7 protein-coding genes are annotated in these 7,837 nt (G+C 50.3%); 1 reads left to right on the plus strand and 6 read right to left on the minus strand.

Annotated features, from left to right (window positions below; genetic code table 11):
* Positions 1–223: 223 nt before the first annotated feature.
* The 4 genes from BWI93_RS09260 to BWI93_RS09275 all read right to left on the minus strand — a co-directional run bounded on the left by BWI93_RS09260 (position 224) and on the right by BWI93_RS09275 (position 3,884).
* Entirely contained in the window at positions 224–553 is a 330-nt protein-coding gene (locus BWI93_RS09260) for a hypothetical protein (protein ID WP_094810496.1), read from the minus strand.
* 100 nt (positions 554–653) lie between these two features.
* Positions 654–1,361 (minus strand): LytTR family DNA-binding domain-containing protein, encoded by a 708-nt coding sequence (locus BWI93_RS09265; protein ID WP_255157786.1) that lies wholly within the window; start codon positions 1,359–1,361, stop codon positions 654–656.
* Positions 1,358–2,821 carry a TlpA disulfide reductase family protein gene (locus tag BWI93_RS09270; protein WP_094810498.1) on the minus strand — a complete coding sequence of 488 codons (1,464 nt, stop codon included), beginning with the start codon at positions 2,819–2,821 and terminating at the stop codon, positions 1,358–1,360. Before BWI93_RS09270 ends, BWI93_RS09265 begins: the two co-directional genes overlap by 4 nt.
* A 13-nt stretch (positions 2,822–2,834) precedes the next feature.
* Positions 2,835–3,884 carry a sensor histidine kinase gene (locus tag BWI93_RS09275; RefSeq protein ID WP_141217407.1) on the minus strand — a complete coding sequence of 350 codons (1,050 nt, stop codon included), beginning with the start codon at positions 3,882–3,884 and terminating at the stop codon, positions 2,835–2,837.
* A gap of 313 nt (positions 3,885–4,197) precedes the next feature.
* Here BWI93_RS09275 and BWI93_RS09280 point away from each other — a divergent pair, with 313 nt between their 5' ends.
* Positions 4,198–5,208 (plus strand): hypothetical protein, encoded by a 1,011-nt coding sequence (locus BWI93_RS09280; RefSeq protein ID WP_217902251.1) that lies wholly within the window; start codon positions 4,198–4,200, stop codon positions 5,206–5,208.
* Positions 5,209–5,321: 113 nt separating this feature from the next.
* Here BWI93_RS09280 and BWI93_RS09285 read toward each other — a convergent pair whose 3' ends face one another.
* Positions 5,322–6,320: a sugar transferase gene (locus BWI93_RS09285; RefSeq protein WP_255157787.1), complete on the minus strand. Its 999-nt coding sequence runs from the start codon at positions 6,318–6,320 to the stop codon at positions 5,322–5,324.
* Between the two features lie 528 nt (positions 6,321–6,848).
* The coding region (locus BWI93_RS09290; protein ID WP_141217408.1) for a T9SS type A sorting domain-containing protein at positions 6,849–7,837 on the minus strand (989 nt) is incomplete at its 5' end.

Raw genomic sequence — 7,837 nt, forward strand, 5'->3', positions numbered from 1 at the left:
TCGCCGCCATGGGATGGCCCCCATGGAATGGTTAGTCATGGAGAGGGTTCTGGGCTACCGAACAGCCAGCAAGGAGGACCAAACTCAGTCTAGGTGAATATGAAAACTCCCAAAATAGGAATTTTTTTTCGCCATGAAATGGGCATACACTAGTCATCTCTACAGGACGAAATAGGAACTATTTAACCAGACGTTTTTCCAAATTGTAAAGCCAGAAACAACCTTACGCCCTACGAACAAACCCTATTAACGCTGAACAGGCAAAGGCAATGACCGTTGAAATACCCAAGGCCAGCAACTCTACACTTTGACGCGTCTCATTTTCGGGAAAATTGGTAAAAACCCAGTAGCCTACCCATAGAATGGCAACTTCGAGTAAGGCAAACTTCCAGCCTTTCTGGGGTTCCAGGATACCCAGCCCAAAAGCCGTCAGGATGGCTACCAAACAGGGCAAAAAGAAGGAGTTAGCGGTTTTAATGCAGTAAATGATTAGTATCCCTCCTACAATTACCAGGGACAGGGCGAGCAGGGTCGTTTTAGAAAGGTTAGGCATGGCAACAAGCGTTTAAGGGATAAGGATTAAGCTGGCTCTACTACTGGTGAATAAACCTTCGCTGTACGAATAGACTCCCTTCTTGTTGCAAAAATAGCGGTTAGGTTAATCGATTCAGCAATTCATCCCGATACAAAGCGGACAAGGGTAAAACAGCACCCGTGGTCAGGGTGACCTGATGCCGTTCAATTTTCTCAACTTTGCTCAGGGAGACGATATACGACTTATGAATGCGTATAAACTGATCGGCGGGCAATCGCTCCATGGCTTCCGACAGTTTCATTCGGGTTAAAGTCCGGCGGCTGGGTTCGTGAAATGTCAGGTAATTATCATCCGCTTCCACGTAGAGCAAGGTCGCCCGGTCGATGCGTGCCCAGTCGTAACCCGTTTTCACGAACAGGGAATCAGGGGCTGTCCATTCTGATAAATGTTGCTGCGAGCGTTTGGCCATAGCACGCTGGCAGGCCTGAACGAAACGACTCAAACGGATGGGCTTTAATAAATAATCGAGGGCTTCCAGCTCAAAACCGTTCACCGCATATTCTGCGTAGGCCGTCGTGAAAATGATTGGCACGGACGAACCAATGATCTGGGCCATTTCCAGTCCGGATAAATCGGGCATCTGAATATCCAGGAATAGCAAATCCACGGATTCCGTCTGTAAAAAGGCCAGGGCCTGCGTAGCACTGGCAAAGCTGGCAACTACCTGGACATAAGGCACCTGTCGGGCGTGCGACTCCAGCACGTGCAGGCCCATGGGTTCATCATCAATCAATACACAACGGAGCGGAGCGGAATCTTTTTTCACAAGAGTTGCCGGATTTGTTCATACAGAGCTTCCTTTTCGGAAGGCCGTTTTGCGTGTACGGTCACTATTTTACCCGATTTGTCGACTAAGATATACGATGGAAACTGAAGATGACTCCGTGGCGAATAGTGCCGCTGTATATCGTCCACCAGTGCTTTCCCCGCCAGGATGTGATAACCCGTTAACTGATAGAATGCAATCGTCTCCCGCCAGCCTTTTTCTGGGTTCGTCGTATGTTCAACCGCTACGTACAGGAAATCAACGGCTTGTCCCTTGAACTGTTCTTTCAGAGCCTGATTGAACGTAAATTCCTCCCGACAGGGGCCGCACCAGCTTCCCCACAGATCCAGATAGACCACCTTACCCCGGTGAGCTGCCAGCAGCGAATCCAGTGTAAGTATGGACGCAGGATGTACGTGTATATCTGACCGTTCAGTTTGTAACACACGATCCCAGTAGGGTTTCATAAGTTGTTGTACATACGGTCGGTAGGAGCTTTTGGGAAAGCGGTGCATGAAGTCCTGATACGCCTCGCGTTGGTAGCCCAGCTCACCGTGCTTGATTCCCTGCGTCAGGAACGAGGCAATCGCCCGTTCCAGCGACGATCCGCTGAGGCCGTAGTTGATGGCTTTGTACTCCCAGTAACGCTCGCCCTTCTCACGTACGTCCTGATTGACGGCAGCAAAGGGTTTTTGAAACATTTCCTCGGCCAGCGTCGCAAAAGCTTCTTTCGAGGTACACTGGTGCTGGAGATAGCGGGAGTAATAGGCAATCACCTGTTGGTAGGGATAACTGCGTAGGGCCGTTGCGTCGGAAAGATTTACTGCCTGATACGCTTGTTTCAGAACAGCCTGCCACTCTGGCTGACCATACTGGGATTTGTTACGGGATGTCCATACGCCATTTTCCCAAATCAGGTCCCAGACTTTACTGGCCGGAAAGAAGGTAAGGTCGGCTTTTGTCATTTCTAAAAACGCCGACGTCGGCTTGAAAGCAAGGGTTTTGAGCTGATCGAAGGCCCAGCTTTGACTTTGCTGAAGCTCCGCCAGAATCGTGGCCGGGCTACTTAATGAATCGTTATAAGTCGTTCGCCCTAACCGATTATACGTCAGGCCCAGTTGCTGGCGAAACTGGTTTTCTTTACCCAGACTTCCACCGAATCGGATGTCGCTGCGGTCGGCCCGCATTGTCAAGGTCTTGCCGGGTTCGGCGTAGAGGTACAGGCGTTGATCGGCATAATCCATGAAAATGATTTGGGGTGTCGTTACGGGTAGCTGAACGGAAAAGTTCCCCTGAGCGTCCAGATCTACTTTTTGCGAATCGGCCCGGTACACCCAGCAGTCAAAGGGTACGTAAAACGTGAGCGTTTTCACGGTTGGACTCAGCTTGCCCGAAAGTTTCAGTTGGGCATAGGCATTCAACTGCACACCCAGGAGTGCAAAAACAAGAAATAATCGCATGATAACTAGTAGATTAGTGAAGAGTGAGATGCAGATGGACGAAGTACCGATCCGCCAGGGATTGTACGCTGAGTTGATGTTTATCCGGATACAGCAGCGACAGGCGTTTTTTCGTGTTGACTAAACCGGTACCCAGGCCCGGCTGATCATTCCGCCGGGGAAACAGGCTGTTTTCAATGACCAATTCCAGCTCCTGTTGCTGAACGCTCAATCGTAGGGTAATAAAGCAGGGCTCATCCATGCGAATACCGTATTTAAAGGCATTTTCCACCAAAGGGAGCAACAGCAGGGGAGCAATCTGAGTAGGCTTTTCGTCGTAGGTAAGCTCGGTTTGAATCTGAATATTCTCCCGTACGGGCAGCCGCAGTTTTTGTAGCTGCACGTAATCAGTAATAAACGTTAGCTCTTCGGCAACCGATACCAGATCGTTCCTCGAACGGTCAACCGTATATCGCATAATGCTGGCGAGCTGTTCAATGCTTTGAGCCGTCTGCTCCGCCTGTTCGAGTAAGGCCGTTCCGTACAAGGTATTCAGGGTATTGAAGAAAAAGTGGGGATTGATGTGAGCTTTCAGGGCATGCAGTTCGGCATTGGTGAGCTGAATCTGCTGTTGCGTCTGATCCACCCGCTGCTGGATATACTGCCGCAACAACGCATAACCAAGGCTATAAGCTGCCACGACCAGAGTGGGTTCTCCGATCGGATTCGGCAAACCCCCGAACTTCCACTGGTTGAAGTACGCAAGTAGTACAGTAAAACCCACCGAGCCCAAACCGGTGCTGATCAGAAAAAATCGGATGGATTTTTTTCTGAAAATCAGGTGATAGTTGAGTTCGACCAGTAGCGTTCCTACGGCCATCACCGCCCACAAGCCCTGCCTGTAATTGTGGTTCATGAACCGTTGCCAGGCCGTAACCGACGAGCCATCGGGATTGATGAGATAGGGCCCCTCCCTGTACACCTGATAGCTATAGGAAAGAGCATCACTCAGCTCCATTCCTAGCCAGAGGACCAGGGCATGGACAAGCCATTGTTGCCAGATGGGTAAACGTGTAATAGCCATAATTGCCGAATCGCAGACGATGAATGCTTCAAAGCAAAAAGGTAAGCGGCTGTATCGCAAAAAAATGGGGTAAGAGCTTCGGAAGATGGGGTGAAAAGCTTCAGGGTAAGAATCTATACCCAAAATGAAGCAAACATGACCCCTTTTATGATTGATTCCTACTTTAAAAGGCTCCGTTCCTAAAGATCTCCGTATCGAATGCTGCAACCACTATTTCAGGCAGGACTAAAACCTTTTTGCTTTAGATTGAGTCTCATCAGCGAACACTTCTTTTCATTGATTTTCTATCACGAATAGCAATCCTAAAGATTTGATGATGACATCCAACCCTATTTTGCTCATCGGCGGCTCCGGTATCGTGGGCCGTTGGACCGCTCATTTCCTACGAAAAGCTCACCCGGAAGTACCCCTGCTGATCGGTGGACGGGATCTTGCTAAAGCGAAAAAGGCGGCCGCCGAAATCAGTCAGGCGGAAGGTGTGAAGATCGACCTCACGGCCGAGGATCTCGGTCTGGGCGATCGTCCGGTTAGTGCCGTCGCCCTCTTTTTTACGGATGAACGGGCTGCCGGATTGCGTTTCGCTCAGTCACGCGGCGTGCCGTACCTTACGATTTCTCCGGGTTTGCACGAAATCGCCCCGGAACTAGCCGCCTACATTCATAGGCCAGACGCCGCTCCAATCGTATTGGGTACGGAATGGCTGGTGGGAGCCACGACGATTCCTACGCTGGAATTTGTGAAGGCTTTCAGCCGTGTGCATGCCATCACCCTCAGTGCACTCCTGGACGAAGAGGACGCTGGCGGTCCGGCAGCAGATGCCGACCTGGAACGACAAATGAAAACGATGCCTTTATCCCTCACTCGCCGCGAGGGTGCTTACGTGTGGCGGAGTGGCGACGAGGGCAAAACTACCTTTCGGGCCGTGGATGGTACGGAAATGGACGCTTTCGCCCTGGCTCCCAATGACGTCATTAGTCTGGCTACGGTAACAGGCTCCCCCAACGTTCAATTCAATCTGGCTATTGGTGTGACGTCTACCCGTCGTCGCGGGGAACCGATGTCAACGGAAATAATAATTGAACTGGAAGGAGAAGATCATGCAGGCCAAGCTTTGCGTACGCGTCATGCGGTCGTTCATCCAGAAGGTCAGATGCCCCTGACGGGATTTGGGGTATCCATGGTTCTGGAACGACTGATCGGACTTGACGGTAAGTCGGCGACTCCGGCAGGTTTGTACTTCCCTTATCAGTTACTTGATGCGAAAGCCTATTTGACTCGTTTCAAGCAAATCGGGGGTACTCTTCTGGACCTGGAAGTGATGTAAAAGAGGTAATTAGTAATTTACTGTCCTAACGGAAGTCTGCTGAAACAATACCATTCGTTCTTATTCACAGTCAATCGTCTCGATAGAGCCTTTCTCATCGACGACGACTTGTTTTAGCATCCTTGCTTGGTAAATACGGTAACGATGGTTCGGAAGAAAATGTAAGCCTCCAGCCGTACGCTCCAATGCTTGATGTAGTAGAGATCATACATGAGTTTATGGCGGGCGTCCTGAAGACCCGCTCCGTACGGATAGCATATTTGGGCATAGCCCGTAATTCCGGGTTTAATGATGTGCCGTTCCTGGTAATGAGGAATTTCTTCTTCGAACACCTGCGTGAAGACCCGACGTTCGGGACGGGGACCGATGAGTGACATTTCTCCTTTGAGAACACTTAACAGTTGCGGCAGTTCATCCAGCCGTACTTTTCGCATGAAGGCTCCGAAGGCAAATGTTCTTGAATCATGTTTGCTGGAAAAGGCCGCTCCCGAAACTTCGGCATCCAGCCGCATGGAGCGAAACTTGACGCAGGTAAACTCCTGTTCTTTGCGTCCCACCCGCATCTGTCGATAAAACACGGGACCAGGCGATTGTTGGTTGATTTTGAAAGCACTCCACAGCCAGGCCGGACTGCTTACCACTAGTAAGCCAAGGCTTAAGAGGGTATCCAGACCTTTCTTAAACAGGCGTATGCCTGGCGAAAATCCGGGGAACATACCACTGGAATTGATGTGAGGAGCGGATTGAGCAATGTACACTTTACCCAATGTCTCTTCGCAAAAATCTGAAATGGTACTAATGTGAAAATTTGAACGTTTCTGGACGAGCAGGGCCTTCGAAGGTTGCCAGGAACCTGGGCAGGTAACCAGATGTACGTATTCAAAGGGTTGTACCAATGTCTCCAGATTCTGGCTTGCTCTCATATGGGCAGGTACCAGAATGATACGTTGATAACTGATCAGCAGACGCTTCAGATCGCGTTTCGTGAGAAAGTAATCGTAATCCGTAATCACCAGAACCTTTGAACTTACGTTACGCGGAGAGCGAATCTGATGGATAACCCGTTGAGTAGAAACATTTTCGGTAGGGGACGGGAGTACAGCTAACATCATAGAGTATCAGTAATATGGGGCGTTGGAATTATGCTATACTGATTCACGAATTTCTGGCCTGTAGCGAAGGGACCGCTGGATTGAATTTCGTGTTACTAGTTTATGGGCGTAAGAGGCAAGATTATATTTCTTAAAACTTTAGACGTATCCTTCATACGTTGCCACTTTGGCTTAGGAATACGCACTAACGCTTGTGCTGGGACCTCTTCTATTGGATTAGCTTCGGAACAAAAATTACTTACAGCTAAGCCAGCTAGTCATCCGTCAACAATAAAAACCAGATAACTCATAATCAGCAACAAAATCTGGATCGGTTGCCGAAACGTTAGCCAATTTTCTAACAAAGTACTTCTCTGATGGGCATTTAAACTATAGTAGTAATTGAAAATTTATGTAGTAATAGTTTACAAATTCATATAGTATTAATTGTAGTTCTCCATTTCCCGTACGGAAGTACTAAACAAAAAAGGGGCTGCTCCAACTGGAGCAGCCCCTTGGCTGGTCAGGCTACTAAACCCGCCCAGTGGTTTATTTAACAATCACCACGCGGTGGCTGTATACCGAACCATCCTGATGCTGGATGCTCAGCATGTACACCCCGGAAGGTACGTGTTGCACCGACAGATAGTCATCGCCCAGCCCCTCCGATTCGGCAACGGTAGTACCCGTTACGCTAGTCAGACGAAGCAATTTTACCTGCTGGGGATCCGTGACCCGCACGTAGAGTTTATCTGAAGCCGGGTTGGGATACACCTTCGTTTCAAAAGGTGCTTTCACCAGCACCGAGCGGCTGCGGCTGTAGTCAAAGCTACCATCCTGATCGACCATTTTCAGGCGATAGAGACTCGTGCCTGAAAGCGGCTGCGAATCTGCCAGGCGATAGCTTTGCTTGCTCGTGCTCTGGCCTTTAGCGGCCACCACGCCCAGCGTCGTCCACTCCTGGGCATTGCCCGAGCGGCTGCGTTGGACTTCAAAGTGCTGGCTGTTTTTCTCCTGAGCCGTCGTCCAGGAAAGTTCTACCTGCGATCCTTTCAACGTGGCTTCAAAGCTCATCAGACGCACGGGCAGCGGACCACCCCAGCTTAACGTATACGTCACGGATGGCGAGATACTACCCGCCGCATCGTGGTAGGCGTAGGTAAACTCAGTCGAGGTGTAGCCCGTACCGGTGAACTCCAGCTCGAGCTTCGATGGATCGTAGTTAGTCAGCACCTGACCCGGCGTCACTTTCACGCCATCGTACCAGAGCGTACCGTTGGTGGGCAGGCTGGTGATGGTTACCGTACGGTTTTTCTGCTCGCCACTCAGACGGCCGTCCTCGGGATCTTGTCCCGTGAGCTGGCCGGGGGAAGCCGTGCCTGTACCGGTGGAGACGTGACTGCTATCGAGTTTGATTTTGACATTCGGGCTCGGTACATCAATCAGGTACGTCTTCGGCTCGGCAAGCGGCGGTTGCTGCACGCCGAAGTTGGCATTGGTCACGCTCGTGGTAGCAACCGTGATGTTCGGTAAGATAC

Source organism: Siphonobacter sp. BAB-5385, assembly GCF_002261125.1.
Lineage (GTDB): Bacteria > Bacteroidota > Bacteroidia > Cytophagales > Spirosomataceae > Siphonobacter.

What these genes read in the sequence shown, in the direction of transcription:
- BWI93_RS09260 (WP_094810496.1), bottom strand. Translation starts at nt 553, where the DNA reads ATGCCTAACCTTTCTAAAACGACCCTGCTCGCCCTGTCCCTGGTAATT.
- BWI93_RS09270 (WP_094810498.1), bottom strand. Translation starts at nt 2,821, where the DNA reads ATGCGATTATTTCTTGTTTTTGCACTCCTGGGTGTGCAGTTGAATGCC.
- BWI93_RS09275 (WP_141217407.1), bottom strand. Translation starts at nt 3,884, where the DNA reads ATGGCTATTACACGTTTACCCATCTGGCAACAATGGCTTGTCCATGCC.
- BWI93_RS09280 (WP_217902251.1), top strand. Translation starts at nt 4,198, where the DNA reads ATGATGACATCCAACCCTATTTTGCTCATCGGCGGCTCCGGTATCGTG.
- BWI93_RS09285 (WP_255157787.1), bottom strand. Translation starts at nt 6,320, where the DNA reads ATGATGTTAGCTGTACTCCCGTCCCCTACCGAAAATGTTTCTACTCAA.